Origin of the sequence: Sphingomonas sp. 22R3R2A-7 (assembly GCF_036856055.1) — a bacterium.
In the GTDB taxonomy this organism is placed as follows: Bacteria; Pseudomonadota; Alphaproteobacteria; order Sphingomonadales; family Sphingomonadaceae; genus Sphingomonas.
This window is the reverse complement of the sequence record NZ_JASPFR010000001.1, coordinates 3,112,563-3,124,980: the sequence shown is the minus strand read 5'-3', so window position 1 is coordinate 3,124,980 and position 12,418 is coordinate 3,112,563. Positions and strand designations below refer to the sequence as shown.

The 12,418-nt window shown below is 67.1% G+C and carries 9 protein-coding genes, 3 pseudogenes and 2 riboswitches; of the genes and pseudogenes, 5 read left to right on the top strand and 7 right to left on the bottom strand.

Annotated features, from left to right (window positions below):
- Positions 1-21: 21 nt before the first annotated feature.
- The 3 genes from QP165_RS14975 (at position 22) to QP165_RS14965 (ending at position 1,986) form a co-directional block, all read left to right on the top strand.
- Complete coding sequence (locus tag QP165_RS14975) at positions 22-180, top strand: hypothetical protein (RefSeq protein WP_200916239.1); 159 nt, start codon at positions 22-24, stop codon at positions 178-180.
- Positions 181-279: 99 nt separating this feature from the next.
- Positions 280-1,245, top strand: a complete 966-nt coding sequence (locus QP165_RS14970; RefSeq protein WP_333996222.1) for a cation diffusion facilitator family transporter — start codon at positions 280-282, stop codon at positions 1,243-1,245.
- A gap of 60 nt (positions 1,246-1,305) precedes the next feature.
- Positions 1,306-1,986 (top strand): hypothetical protein, encoded by a 681-nt coding sequence (locus tag QP165_RS14965; RefSeq protein ID WP_333996221.1) that lies wholly within the window; start codon positions 1,306-1,308, stop codon positions 1,984-1,986.
- Here QP165_RS14965 and QP165_RS14960 read toward each other — a convergent pair.
- Positions 1,980-3,515, bottom strand: a complete 1,536-nt coding sequence (locus QP165_RS14960) for an aminoacyl--tRNA ligase-related protein (protein WP_333996220.1) — start codon at positions 3,513-3,515, stop codon at positions 1,980-1,982. The two genes, QP165_RS14965 and QP165_RS14960, sit on opposite strands and share 7 nt — an antisense overlap.
- A gap of 193 nt (positions 3,516-3,708) precedes the next feature.
- Between QP165_RS14960 and QP165_RS14955 the strand changes: the two are divergent.
- Positions 3,709-4,601 (top strand): annotated as a pseudogene (locus tag QP165_RS14955) (DMT family transporter).
- Here QP165_RS14955 and QP165_RS14950 read toward each other — a convergent pair.
- The 6 genes and pseudogenes from QP165_RS14950 to QP165_RS14925 all read right to left on the bottom strand — a co-directional run bounded on the left by QP165_RS14950 (position 4,522) and on the right by QP165_RS14925 (position 11,295).
- The gene (locus tag QP165_RS14950) at positions 4,522-5,226 is read right to left on the bottom strand and encodes a hypothetical protein (protein WP_333996219.1); all 705 of its coding nucleotides are present in this window, start codon (positions 5,224-5,226) and stop codon (positions 4,522-4,524) included. The pseudogene QP165_RS14955 and the gene QP165_RS14950 overlap by 80 nt on opposite strands.
- Before the next feature lie 112 nt (positions 5,227-5,338).
- Complete coding sequence (gene gcvPB, locus QP165_RS14945) at positions 5,339-7,003, bottom strand: aminomethyl-transferring glycine dehydrogenase subunit GcvPB (protein WP_333996218.1); 1,665 nt, start codon at positions 7,001-7,003, stop codon at positions 5,339-5,341.
- 139 nt (positions 7,004-7,142) lie between these two features.
- A complete protein-coding gene (gcvPA, locus tag QP165_RS14940) occupies positions 7,143-8,501 on the bottom strand; it encodes an aminomethyl-transferring glycine dehydrogenase subunit GcvPA (RefSeq protein ID WP_333996217.1) in 1,359 nt (452 codons plus the stop codon).
- A gap of 121 nt (positions 8,502-8,622) precedes the next feature.
- Positions 8,623-8,995 (bottom strand): annotated as a pseudogene (gcvH, locus tag QP165_RS14935) (glycine cleavage system protein GcvH).
- A 1-nt stretch (position 8,996) separates the two neighbouring features.
- Positions 8,997-10,244 (bottom strand): glycine cleavage system aminomethyltransferase GcvT, encoded by a 1,248-nt coding sequence (gene gcvT / locus QP165_RS14930; RefSeq protein WP_333996216.1) that lies wholly within the window; start codon positions 10,242-10,244, stop codon positions 8,997-8,999.
- A gap of 46 nt (positions 10,245-10,290) precedes the next feature.
- Positions 10,291-10,395, bottom strand: a riboswitch (glycine riboswitch).
- Position 10,396: 1 nt separating this feature from the next.
- Positions 10,397-10,500: riboswitch (glycine riboswitch) on the bottom strand.
- A gap of 156 nt (positions 10,501-10,656) precedes the next feature.
- Positions 10,657-11,295 carry a hypothetical protein gene (locus QP165_RS14925; protein ID WP_333996215.1) on the bottom strand — a complete coding sequence of 213 codons (639 nt, stop codon included), beginning with the start codon at positions 11,293-11,295 and terminating at the stop codon, positions 10,657-10,659.
- A 119-nt stretch (positions 11,296-11,414) separates the two neighbouring features.
- Between QP165_RS14925 and ispH the strand changes: the two are divergent.
- A pseudogene (ispH, locus tag QP165_RS14920) lies at positions 11,415-12,418 on the top strand (4-hydroxy-3-methylbut-2-enyl diphosphate reductase).

Genomic DNA, 12,418 nt, shown 5'->3' with positions numbered 1-12,418 from the left:
CAAACACGACGGAGGAAACCCATGACGAACGAACCCGCCCGCGCTCGCGCCGTTTTCTCGACGGAGGATTTCGCGCTGCTCAAGGAAGCGATCGGCGAACTGATCCCCAAGGTCGCGGTCGACGACAGGAAGATGAGCCGGCTCAGCGCGCTGTATCACCGCCTCGGTCGCCTGGGCTGATCCGTCCCTAACCCACTGGAAAGAAAAGCCCGTCGATGGACTATCCATCGGCGGGCTTTCTCGTATGGAACCGGCTTTCGCACCCGCGCAGGATTCCCGATGACCGACGGACTGATCACGAGAATCAAGGACGACATCGTCCTGTACGGCGCGCTCGCCGCCAATGTCGGGATTGCCGTCGCGAAGTTCGTTGCCGCCGGGATCACCGGCTCGTCCTCGATGCTCACCGAGGGCGTGCATTCGCTCGTCGACAGCGGCAACCAGGTCCTGCTGCTCTATGGCCAGTCGCGTGCCAAGCGTGCGGCGGATACCGCGCATCCGTTCGGCTATGGTCGCGAGCTGTATTTCTGGGCGTTCGTCGTCGCCATCCTGATCTTCGCGGTCGGCGCGGGCGTATCGATCTACGAAGGTTATCGGCACATCATCGCGCCCGAGCCGCTCAGCGATCCGCTCATCAACTATGTCGTCCTCGGCGTCTCGGCGCTGCTCGAGGGGACGAGCTGGACGATCGCGGTGCGCGAATTCTCGCGCGCGAAGGGCGACCTCGGCTGGTGGCAAGCAGTCCATCAGTCGAAGGATCCCGCGGGTTTCATCGTCCTGTTCGAGGATTCGGCGGCGCTCGCCGGACTGGTGATCGCCGCGCTGGGCGTCTGGGCGAGCCACGCGTTCGGCGATCCGCGGATCGATGGTGCGGCATCGATCGCAATCGGCCTGATCCTGGCACTGGTCGCGGTCCTGCTCGCGCGCGAATCGAAGGGGCTTCTGATCGGCGAGCGTGCAGACCCTGCGATCATCGCGTCGATCCGCGAGATCGTGCAGGCGCATCCCGCGATCCTCGCGGTCAACCATGTCCGCACGATCCACACCGCTCCCGACAGCATCTTCGCAGCGATCAGCGCCGATTTCGACGACTCGGTGACGATGGGTGAAGGCGAGGCGATCATCGAGGTGCTGGAGACACGCCTCCGCGACGCCGTACCGACGCTCGCATCGATCTACATACGTCCGGAAAACAGCGCGGCAGCGGCGGCCGCCGCCGTATCGCAGAGCGCTCCCCATCCCTGAACCGCAGCATGGCTGCGCGATGTTGCACAGCGCCCACAACCGGCGCTAGCATCCGATATCATGAGACTTATCAAGCAGTTCGCCGCGCTCCTCCTTCTCCTGTTCGTCGCGCAGCCTGCCCAAGCGGCGGTGACGATCACGTTCTGGAGCCATGAACTCGGCAACAGCTTTCCCCACGCGTTCGTGACGCTACGCGGCGTACCCGACGCCGGCGGTGCGCCGGTGGACGTCAATTACGGCTTCACCGCAAGGACGCTGAGCCCGGCGCTGCTGTTCGGTCCGGTCGCGGGTGCGCTCGACGTGGCGACGCCGTCGTACATCAAGGGCAGCAACGCGCAGTTCTCGGTCGTGATGACGGATGCGCAATACGCGGCGATCGTCGCGCTGGCCGCCGAATGGAGCGGCGCCACGGGCAGCAGCGAATACCGGCTCGGCGATCGCAACTGTGTCCATTTCGTTCAGGAAGCCGCCCGGCGTGTCGGCCTGACCGGGCTTCAGCATCCCAAGCTGATGAAAAAGCCCCGTTCGTTCCTCAAGGCGGTCGCGTCGGCGAACACCGGGCACGTCACGCTGATCAATCAGCACGGCAAGGCGCATCTGGAGACGCTGCCGCCACTGACACGCGCGCCCGCCGCCTTGTCGACCGCAACCGCCGGCACGCCGTCATCCCGGCAAGCAGCCGGGTCGGCGACGAACGCCGCGCGGCCCACGCGACCGGCGGCGCAGGCCACGGCTCAATAGGCACGGCCGATCAGGACGCGCTCGACCGAAGGCTCGCCGGTGAAGATGCACGGACCGTCATCCTGCCCGGTCTGTCCCATCGGCGCATTGCGGATCGTGAGCTTCAGCGCCTTCAGCCGCTCGACGACCTTGTCGAGCGCGGCGCCGGTGGGCTTGGACCAGCGGACGTCGACCCAGCCCGGGTTCTTGATGCCGTCCGCGAAGTGCGTCTCGAGCGCGGCGAAATCGTCGACGGGGACGATGTTGGCCTTCAGGCGGTTCATCGACTCGACGTGGAGCGCCGCCTGCACGTCGTGCAGCATGCCCGAGACCTCGGCGACGAAGTCGGCGCGGGCGACCGCATTGCTGTCGAGCTTGCCGTCCTCACGATACAGGCGATCGCGGCGAATGACCGAGACGTTGCCGCCCGCCATGTCGCGCCCGCCGACCTCGATGATGATCGGCGCACCCTTCTTGACCCAGCCCCAGCGCTTGGTCGCGGCCTTGGCAGGCTTGAGATCGAGCAGCGCACGGACGGGCTCGCCCAGCGCGGACTGCTTGGCGAGCTCCGCCTGGAGCGACTTGCAATAGTCGACGATCGCCGCGTCGTCGGGATTGTCGCGGAGCATCGGCACGATCACCACCTGCCACGGCGCGATCATCGGCGGCACGCGCAGCCCGTCATCGTCGCCGTGCACCATGATGACGCCGCCGATCATCCGCGTCGACACGCCCCAGCTCGTCGTGTTGGCGAGCTCGAACTCGCCGGCTGCGTTCTGGAAGCGGATGTTCTGCGCCGACGCGAAATTGGTGCCGAGGAAATGCGAAGTGCCCGCCTGGAGCGCCTTGCCGTCCTGCATCATCGCCTCGATCGAATAGGTCGCGACCGCGCCCGGAAAGCGCTCGTTCTCGGGCTTCTCGCCGGCGATCACGTGGAGGCCGAGGCACTCCTCGGCGAAATCGCGGTAGACTTCGAGCATCTTGAGCGTCTCGTCGCGCGCCTCCTGCGTGGTGGCGTGCGCGGTATGCCCCTCCTGCCACAGGAACTCGCTCGTGCGCAGGAACATGCGCGTGCGCATTTCCCAGCGGACGACGTTCGCCCACTGGTTGATCAGCACGGGCAGGTCGCGCCATGACTGGACCCAGCGCGCGAACGCCGCGCCGATGACCATCTCGGACGTGGGGCGCACGACCAGCGGCTCCTCGAGCTTGGCGTCGGGATCGGGGACGAGCCGGCCATAGCCGTCGGCCTTCAACCGGTGATGCGTGACGACCGCCATTTCCTTGGCGAACCCGTCGACATGCTCGGCCTCCTTCTCGAAATAGGAGAGCGGAATGAAGAGCGGGAAATAGCAATTCTCATGCCCCGTCGCCTTGATCCGGTCGTCGAGCAGCCGCTGGATGCGCTCCCAGATGCCATAGCCCCAGGGGCGGATGACCATGCACCCGCGGACGCCCGATTCCTCGGCGAGGTCGGCTTCCGAAATGACGGCCTGGTACCAGGCGGAGAAATCCGCCTCGCGGGTGACGGGGAGTGCGCGCTTTATCATGGCGTCGCGGATAGCGGCTGCGGCTGGGTTCGTCACTATGCGTTGCGAGCGGCGTCCCGCCCCGCCCGTCATCCTGACGAAAGTCAGGATCCAGAGCCAAGAGCGGCACGTGTGGTACCCTGGATCCTGACTTTCGTCAGGATGACGGGAGTTTCGGGTGGGATCGCGGGCGTCCTTTGCGTAGGTGCAGGCAATGTCCTCAGACCGCATCCTTCCCGCCATCGGCATGAGGCTGCTGTCGGTCGTGATCTTCGCGCTGATGAACACCGCGATCAAGCTGGCCGAACGCCACGGCGCGAGCGTGTCGGAGATCCTGTTCTTCCGCCAGTTCGGCGCGTGCCTGCTGGTGTCGGCCGTCATCGCCGCCGGCCCCGGCCTCCCCTCGATCGCGACGCAGCGGCTGCCCGCGCACATCATCCGCGCGGTCGTCGGACTGTCGGCGATGGCGTTCACGTTCAACGGGATCGTCGCGCTGCCGCTGGCGGAGGCGACGACGATCGGCTTCACCGTACCGATCTTCGCGACGATTCTCGGTGCGCTCGTGCTGCGCGAGCCGACCGGCTGGCATCGCTGGGGCGCGGTGGCGGCGGGGTTTGCCGGCGTGCTGATCGTCGCGCAGCCGGGCGGCGATCAATTTCCGCTATGGGGCGCAAGTTGTGCGCTGGCAGGCGCGTTCGGGACGGCGAGCGTGTCGATCCTGCTCCGGCAGATCGGCAAGACCGAGAGCGCGCTGACGACGGTGTTCTGGTTCTCCGCGCTGTCGTTGATCCCGTTGTCGGTATTCTACGAACAGGCCGCGCAGCCGCACGACGCCATCACCTGGGCGTGTCTCGCGACCGTCGGGATTGCGGGGGCCTCGCGCAGATCGCGATGACGACGTCGCTGCGGCTCGGGCCGGTGTCGGTGGTGGTGCCGATGGATTATTCGAGCCTGTTGTGGGCAACATTGCTCGGCTGGCTGGTGTTCGACACGCTGCCTGCCGAGGCGACGTGGTTCGGCGCACCGGTCATCGTCGCGAGCGGGCTGTATATCGTCTGGCGCGAGCATGTCCGCCGGCAGGACGAGACGGATCGCGTGATCGCTTGAAGGCTCCCCGTCCACTGACAAGCCCGTCATCGTGACGAAAGTCAGGATCCAGGGTTACACAGCACCGCCCTGTGCGGCTCTGGATCCTGACTTTCGTCAGGATGACGGAGTGGGCAGGACCCGCGCGGTTTCGAGCATCCGTTTCGCACGCAGGTACATCTCGATTCTGTTGCATGGTGAGCAGGCCGAGCGCGAGCGCGACCAGCATGTCGGTGACCGCAAACGGGTCGAGGTGCAGTGCCTGCCCGTCACCGATCACCGCGCGCGCGCCGGTGCGGATCGCGACGATCGCGACGAGGAACAGGACCGCGGCGGGCGACGACGTCGTGTTGAGCGCATGGCTGTCGGGATCGATCGTGATCCGCATCATCTTGCCGCGCTGCCAGCCGAGCGCCGCGCCCATGACGAGCGCGATCGCGCAGAACAGCCAGGCGAGACCGTGCGGCGGATACATCACCGCCATGTAGAGTGCGACCGCAGCGTACAGCGCCGGGAAGACCCAGAGCCGCTCGAGCTTGAGCGGCTTGACCACGCTCATCCGCCGCCACCGGACCGCGAAGACCACCGCGATGACGACCGCCGTGATCGCGTAGCTGATCCAGCCCTGGACATCGTTCGCCTGCATCGATTCCCCCTGCGACCTTACCCCTTGCGGTGTAGTATGGTCACAACACAGCGGGAGTAAAGGGGGCGTACGGCAAAGCCCCTCCCCGGCGGCGGCCGGGGAGGAGTCCGTCCTACTCCGCCGCCTGCGCGAGCGGCGCTGGGTCCTTCCAGACCAGCACAGGCTTGCGTGCCGCGACCGTCTCGTCGAGGCGCGCGCGGGGGGCGAAGTGCGGCGCGGTCTTGAGGCTGGGATCGCCCGCCTTGGCGCGTTCGGCGACCGAGCGGAGCGCGGCGATGAACTGGTCGAGCGCCGCCTTCGATTCGGTCTCGGTCGGCTCGACCAGCATCGCACCGTGAACGACGAGCGGGAAGTACATCGTCATCGGGTGGAAGCCCTCGTCGATCAGCCCCTTGGCGATGTCGATCGTCGAGAAACCGGCGGCGAGGCCCGAATCCGAGAACAGCGCCTCGTGCATGCAAGGACCCGACGGGCCGAACGGCGCGTCGAGCGTGTCGTCGAGGCTGCGCAGGATGTAGTTCGCGTTGAGCACCGCATCCTCGGACACCTGGCGCAGGCCATCGGCGCCGTGGCTGAGGATGTACGTCAGCGCACGCGTGAACATGCCCATCTGGCCGTGGAACGCGACCATCCGGCCGAAGCTGCCGGCGTGATGCTCGCCGGCATTCTCTTCTTCGATCAGGACGAACTGCCCACCCTGCTTTTCCACGAAGGGAAGTGGTGCGTAGGGGGTCAATGCCGCCGAGAACACCACCGGACCCGAACCCGGACCGCCGCCGCCATGCGGGGTCGAGAAGGTCTTGTGCAGGTTGATGTGCATCGCGTCGATGCCGAGATCGCCCGGGCGGACGCGGCCGACGATCGCGTTGAAGTTCGCGCCGTCGCAATAGACGAAGCCGCCCGCCGCATGCACCGCGTCCGAAATCTCGCGCATGTCGCGCTCGAACAGGCCGCAGGTATTGGGGTTGGTGATCATCACGCCCGCGACGTCGGGGCCGAGGCGTGCCTTCAGCGCGCCGGTGTCGACGCGGCCCTCGGCGGTGGCGGGAATATCCTCGACGCTGTAACCCGCGAACGCGGCGGTCGCGGGGTTGGTGCCGTGCGCGCTCTCGGGGACGAGGATGATCTTGCGATGCCCCTCACCCTTGGCTTCGAGCGCGGCGCGGATCGCGAGGACGCCGCACAGCTCGCCATGCGCGCCCGCCTTGGGGCTCATCGCGACCGAGGTCATGCCGGTGAGCGTGACGAGCCAGTGCGCGAGCTGGTGGATGACCTCGAGCGCGCCCTGCACCGTGTCGACCGGCTGGAGCGGGTGGACGTCGGAGAAACCGGGCAACCGCGCCATCTTCTCGTTGAGGCGCGGATTGTGCTTCATCGTGCAACTGCCGAGCGGGAAGAAGCCGAGATCGATGCCGTAATTCTGGCGCGACAGGCGCGTGTAATGGCGGACAGTCTCGGGCTCCGACAGACCGGGGAGGCCGATCGGGTTGGCGCGAGCGAGGTTGCCGAGACGTGATAGGCCTCTCCCCTCCGGGGAGAGGGTTGGGTGAGGGGCCGTTCCGGGCGCAGCATTGCTGGGCTGCCCCTCACCCCGGCCCTCTCCCCGGAGGGGAGAGGGAGAAGAAGCGAAATCGACACCGGTGGTGTGGCTGTCGCCGATCTCGAAGATCAGCGCTTCCTCGAGCATCAGCGCCTTGTTGCCGGTGACGCTGGCGGGGACGTTACCCTTGCCCTGCTCGGGCGCGGTCGGGCGCCAGCCGCTCTGGTTGATGCTCATGCCAGTATCTCCCAAACCATTCCGTTCGTCTCGAGTAGGCATCGAGCGTGTCGAGATGCCGTATCGAGAGACAGGTGCCTCGATACGAGTCCTCGACAGGCTCGGTCTCTACTCGGCACGAACGGGAATAAACGATCGCTCATGCCAGTATCTCCTGGAATGCGGACGCAAGCGTTTCGACGTCCTCCGCGGTGGTCGTTTCGGTCACGGCGACGACGAGGCCGTTCGCGAGATCGTCCTTGCCGGGATAGAGACGCCCGAGCGAGACACCCGCGAGGATGCCGCGATCGGCGAGCGTACGGACGACGGGGCGCGCCTCGACGGGCAGCTTCAGCGTGAATTCATTGAAGAAGCTGTCGTTGATCAGTTCGACGCCGGGGATCTGCGACAGGCGCTCGGCGGCGGCCACGGCACCCGCATGGTTCTCCTCAGCGAGCTGGCGGAGGCCCGCTTCGCCGAGCAGCGTCATGTGGATCGAGAAGGCCAGCGCGCAGAGGCCGGAGTTGGTGCAGATGTTCGACGTCGCCTTTTCGCGGCGGATATGCTGCTCGCGCGTCGACAGAGTCAGCACGAAGCCGCGACGGCCATCGGCGTCGACGGTCTCGCCGCAGAGTCGGCCGGGCATCTGGCGGACATATTTGTCCTTGCAGCCGAACAGGCCGACATAGGGCCCGCCAAACTGGAGGCCGACGCCGAGCGACTGGCCTTCGCCAACGACGATGTCCGCGTCCATCTCACCGGGCGAGGTGATCGCGCCGAGCGCGACGGGCTCGGTGACGACCGCGATCAGCAGCGCCTTCTTCGCGTGGCACGCATCCGCGAGCGGACGCAGATCGGCGATGCGGCCGAGGATGTCGGGATACTGGACGACCACGCACGAGGTATCGTCGTCGATCTTCGCAATCAGCCGGTCGATGTCCATCTCGGGCACCAGCCGCGGATCGGTCGTGTCGAGCACGTCGCCGGTGAACTTGGCCATCGTGTTCGACACCGACACGTAATGCGGGTGAAGCCCCGCCGACAGGATCGCCTTGCCGCGCTTGGTGATGCGGCGTGCCATCACGATCGCTTCCCAGCACGCGGTCGAGCCGTCGTACATCGACGCGTTGGCGACGTCGGTGCCGAGCAGCCGCGCGACCTGCGTCTGGAACTCGAACAGCATCTGCAGCGTGCCCTGCGCTATCTCGGGCTGGTACGGCGTGTAGGCGGTCAGGAACTCGCCGCGCTGGATCAGGTGATCGACACTGGCGGGGACATGATGCTTGTACGCGCCGCAGCCGAGGAAGAACGGCGCTTCGCCCGCGGTGAGGTTCTTCTTGGCGAGCGCCGACATGTGGCGTTCGACCGCCATTTCGGAGGCGTGCATCGGCAGGTCGCGGACGGGGCCGTCGAGGCGGGCGGCCTCGGGAACGTCGGTGAAGAGATCATCGATCGTCGCGGCACCGATGACGGCGAGCATCGCCTCGCGGTCGGGCTGGGTCAGGGGAAGGTAGCGCATGGGATGTCTCCTTGCCCCTCCCCTTCAGGGGAGGGGTTGGGGGTGGGGCGTGTCCGCAGGCGGCGCGTCTGTCGCGCTGCCCCACCCCAACCCCTCCCCTGAAGGGGAGGGGCTTTGACGGTTACAGGCCTTCGACGAACGCCGCGTAGGCGGCTTCGTCCATGAGGCTGTCGAGCTCGCTCGGATCGCTGAGCGTCAGCTTGAAGAACCAGCCTGCCGCTTCGGCATCCGAATTCACCAGGCTCGAATCGTCGGCGAGCGCAGCGTTGCCCTCGATGACGGTGCCCGACACCGGCGAATAGACGTCCGACGCGGCCTTGACCGATCTCGACGACTGCGGCATCGGCGCCCTTGGCCAGCTGCTTGCCGGCCTCGGGGACCTCGACGAACACGACGTCGCCGAGCTGGCTCTGCGCATATTCGCTGATTCCGACGGTGCCGACATCACCCTCGACGTCGACCCATTCATGATCTTGCGTGAAGAAACGGCTCATATCACTTGGCTCCTGCGCGGACGTAGCGGTGGGGAATGAAGGGCATCGCGGTGACGGTCGCGGTATGGACCTTGCCGCGCTGCGCGATCTCGATGCGGGTACCGGGGGTCGCCAGCGCGAGCGGCACATAGGCCATCGCGATCGGCTTCCCGAGCGTCGGCGCGAACCCGCCGCTGGTGAGGCGACCGATCGTTGCCCCGGAGTCGTCGATCACCTCTGACCCTTCGCGCGCAGGCTGGCGGCCCTCGACGATCAGGCCGACTCGCCTGGTGGCGGGACCATGCTCGCGCTGGGTGAGGATACGCTCGGCGCCGGGGAAATCGGCGGCTTCGCGGCGGCGCTTGGACAGCGCGAAACCGAGATCGGCCATCACCGGCGTGGTTTCGGGATCGAGGTCATGCCCGTACAGCGGCAAACCGGCTTCGAGACGCAGCGAGTCGCGCGCGCCGAGGCCGATCGGCTTGATCTCGGGGAGTGCCAGCAGCGCGTCGGCGAACGCGACGGCATGCTCGGCGGGGAGCGAGATCTCGACGCCGTCCTCGCCGGTATAGCCCGATCGGCTGATCCAGAGCGGCACGTCGTTCCAGTGGAACGCGCCCGCGGTCATGAACACGAGGCCGTCGATGCCGGGGACAATCTGAGCAACCGCCGCGACTGCCTTGGGGCCCTGCACCGCGAGCAGCGCCTGGTCCTCGAGGATGTTGATCGTGACGTCGTCGGGCAGATGCTCGATCAGATAGCTGACATCGTCATATTTGGTCGCGCCGTTGACGACGACATAGAAGCTGCCGCTCGCGGTCGGCGACGGGTGGAGCGGGTCGTACGCCTCGGGCTCGACGTCCTGCGCCGAGAAGGGCGAGGGCTGATCGTCGGGCAGGCGCGTCGCCATCAGGTCGTCGAGGATGCCGCCATCCTGCGCGAGCAGCAGCGAATAGCGCATCTTGCCCTCGCTCAAGCCTGCGATGTCGCCCGGCAACACGGTTTCGAGCGCATGCGCGACGCCTTCGCCCGAGAAGACGAGCTGGCCCATGTGGCTGACGTCGAACAGGCCGGCCGACTCGCGCGTCCAGGCGTGCTCGGCCATGATGCCGTCATACTGGATCGGCATCTGATAGCCGGCGAACTCGACCATCCGTGCACCGTTCGCGCGGTGCCAGGCGTCGAGCGGCAACGGCAGTACCTCGGGCTCGACGTAATCGTCGGCCTCATCGATGATGCTGGCATAGTCGCGAATGTCGGCGTCGCTCATGTCGGTCTCCGTCGAAGGGGCGCGCGGCACCCTGTGGTGCTGCGATCCGACCCCCTCTGTCACGGAACCTGAGAGCTTTCACCGCCTGATTGGCGGCTTACCCCTTCGGTGGCCCTCGGCGCGGACGCCAGGACGCTTTCCAGAGTGTCGATCAGCCCCGCGCGGTCTCTGGTGCCTGAGAGATTCCGGGGTGGTTGCTCCTTCGGCGGCTCCGTCAGCCCTGAAAGGACCGGAAACGCTCTCCCGCGCGGTGCCATGCCGGTTGCCCGACATCGACGCGCCAAGCTGTGACGCGCCGCACAATCTTAGTCAATCGGGCTTGGTGTTCGTGGCCCGAGATTGTCGAAACTCCCGTTCTTCCGCGCGCGCGGAAGAACGAATCGTCTGCGACAAGCCGGGTCCGCAGGCGGCGTCAGCGGGTGGCGTTGTACTTCAGCTGCGCATCAGTGAGCTGGAAGCCGACCAGGGCTTCGAACGTCGCGCGCTGGACGGCCTGGCGCACCTCGGGGGTGCTGAGCGGATCGACGGCGGCGTCCTCGTCGCCCGCCTTGCGCTTGCGCGTCAGCCGCTCGCGCACTTCGGGCGGCAGCGTGGCGGCGGCGCGCGTTATCGTCGCCGTGCCCTGGCCATCGGCCTGTGCGCGCGCCTGTCCGGCATCGAAATGCAGCGAGACGCGGCCGACGCGCTTGGCGACCACCGCGCTGCCGCCGCGGACGACCGTCACGAAGTACGGCACCGTCACGTCGCGTGCCGCCTCGGTCCGCACGCGCCGCGCCTGCACCGTGAAGGTGACGGTTGTCAGGATCGGATCGGTCGCGTCGGCGCAGGTCGAGCGGACGTTGGTCATCAGCGCGGTGACGTCGATCGCCGACTGGTCGCGGCTGGTGACCGGGTCGAACATGGTGATGTCCCCGGTCGCGGCCGGAACCGCCACGGTCGGGCAGGCCGAGCGAATGGCGGAGATGCCACCGGTCGCGTCGATTTCACCCTTCGACGCACAGCCGCCCAAGGTGAGCGCGAGGATCGAAGCGGCAAGGATGGGGGCTTTCACGGGGACGCGTACCTTCTCGAACGAGCGAAAGGGCCTGCGCAATCGCACCGGCCCCTGTCGCCGCGCACCATAGGAACCGGCTTTCGTCCAGGCAAGCAATCGCGTAGAGCCCGACGACTATGAGCATCCCCGCAGAGTCCGCCGCAGACCCCGCAACCGTTCCCGCGACGACGCGCGGCGACAAACCCGCGCTCGAACTGCTGATCGCGGCACCACGCGGCTTCTGCGCCGGCGTCGACCGTGCGATCCGCATCGTCGAGCTGGCGATCGAGAAGCATGGCGCACCCGTCTATGTCCGTCACGAGATCGTCCACAACAAGTTCGTCGTCGACACACTCAAGGCGCAGGGCGCGGTGTTCGTCGAGGATCTGAGCGAGGTGCCCGACGATGCGCCGGTCGTGTTCTCCGCGCACGGCGTTCCCAAATCGGTACCGCTCGATGCGCAGGCGCGCGGGCTCGAATATCTCGATGCGACGTGTCCGCTGGTATCCAAGGTGCACCGCCAGGCCGAACGGCTGGTCGCGCAGGGGCGGCATATCGTGTTCATCGGTCACGCCGGGCATCCCGAGGTGATCGGCACGTTCGGCCAGGTCCCTGACGGCGCAATGTCGCTGATCGAGACGGTCGAGGATGCCGAGGGCTTCACCCTGCCGACCCTGCCAACCTCGCCTTCCTCACGCAGACCACGCTGTCCGTCGACGACACCGCCGCGGTCGTCGCGACGTTGCAGCGCCGCTTCCCCGAGATGCAGCCGCCGCGCGGCGAGGACATCTGCTACGCGACCTCGAACCGCCAGGCGGCGGTCAAGGCGATCGCGCATGGCTGCGACGCGATGCTGGTGATCGGTGCACCCAACTCGTCCAACTCGGTCCGGCTCGTCGAGGTCGCGCTGCGCGAAGGCACGCCCGCGATGCTCATCCAGCGCGCGAGCGAACTCGACTGGGACTTCCTCGCGGGCGTCGGAACGCTCGGGATCACCGCTGGCGCATCGGCCCTCGAATTGCTCGTGCGCGAGCTGGTCGACCGGCTGTCGGAGCGGTTCGAGGTCTCGGAGCGCGAGGTCGAGACCACGCGCGAGACGATCGCGTTCAAGCTGCCCCGCGGACTCGAAGCCGCGGCCTGA

What these genes read in the sequence shown, in the direction of transcription:
- QP165_RS14975 (WP_200916239.1), top strand. Translation starts at nt 22, where the DNA reads ATGACGAACGAACCCGCCCGCGCTCGCGCCGTTTTCTCGACGGAGGAT.
- gcvPA (WP_333996217.1), bottom strand. Translation starts at nt 8,501, where the DNA reads ATGCGCTACCTTCCCCTGACCCAGCCCGACCGCGAGGCGATGCTCGCC.
- QP165_RS14965 (WP_333996221.1), top strand. Translation starts at nt 1,306, where the DNA reads ATGAGACTTATCAAGCAGTTCGCCGCGCTCCTCCTTCTCCTGTTCGTC.
- QP165_RS14960 (WP_333996220.1), bottom strand. Translation starts at nt 3,515, where the DNA reads ATGATAAAGCGCGCACTCCCCGTCACCCGCGAGGCGGATTTCTCCGCC.
- QP165_RS14970 (WP_333996222.1), top strand. Translation starts at nt 280, where the DNA reads ATGACCGACGGACTGATCACGAGAATCAAGGACGACATCGTCCTGTAC.
- QP165_RS14950 (WP_333996219.1), bottom strand. Translation starts at nt 5,226, where the DNA reads ATGCAGGCGAACGATGTCCAGGGCTGGATCAGCTACGCGATCACGGCG.
- gcvT (WP_333996216.1), bottom strand. Translation starts at nt 10,244, where the DNA reads ATGAGCGACGCCGACATTCGCGACTATGCCAGCATCATCGATGAGGCC.
- gcvPB (WP_333996218.1), bottom strand. Translation starts at nt 7,003, where the DNA reads ATGAGCATCAACCAGAGCGGCTGGCGCCCGACCGCGCCCGAGCAGGGC.